The 826-nt window shown below is 42.0% G+C and carries 1 protein-coding gene; it reads left to right on the top strand.

Annotation, left to right across the window (positions count from 1 at the left end; genetic code table 11):
• Positions 1-826: fimbrial protein (locus M992_RS15250; RefSeq protein WP_053909187.1), on the top strand; the 826-nt coding region annotated here is incomplete at both ends.

Consider the following 826-nt stretch of genomic DNA (forward strand, 5'->3'; position numbering starts at 1 on the left):
CCAACTGTATACATTTGGAATCCCTGGATCACCAATAAGCTATACAGGTGAATGCTTACGTGCAACAAGCGGTGCTGGTAATACTAATGGAGACTTCATCTATATCGTCGATAAGTTTGGAGCCTCACCTACTACCTGTCCTAAAAGCACTACCGATAAAAATTCTCCTGATGGTTATCTTAGATATCGATCAACAGCGAGTTGCAATAATACCGCTTGGTTACTCTTAGCTGATTATAAAAAAGTAGGAGCAGGATATACAGCACTAGCTGGACCTGGCGGCGGCACTGATTCTGGCATTGTATATTTAGCAAAAAAACCACCGCCAGGAAAAATAACTGTTAACCCAACCTATATGCTAACGAGAAACTTTTACTCTCGCATAGGCGAATACAGTAATACATTACAAAAAGAAACTGTTGGATTTAGTGCATCTACATCAATGACATTGATAAATAACGCTTCCTGTGCGGTTTCTGTTAATGATGTTGCTTTTGGTGACCAAACAGCCACGGATGTGAAAGCAAACGCGATAGCAGGGAAAACCATTAATGTGGCGTTTACCTGTAATGGGCTACTGCCTGCCTACACGCTTAGTTTTTCTGGTCGAGATGGCGCGAATAATGCTAACAGTGGAATTATTAATGTGAAAGATAACAGTTCAGTCGGCTATCAATTCACATGGGGTAATAGCACGGTTAAACCAGTAAACAGCGCAGTGGTTGTGAATGGGGCGGCTATCACCCCAAATTCAAAGCCAACGGCCAATAATTTTACAATTCCTATCACTGTGAAACCAGTGGCGTTATCGACCCAACCTATTCCT

It is taken from the genome of Moellerella wisconsensis ATCC 35017, from assembly GCF_001294465.1.
Lineage (GTDB): Bacteria > Pseudomonadota > Gammaproteobacteria > Enterobacterales > Enterobacteriaceae > Moellerella > Moellerella wisconsensis.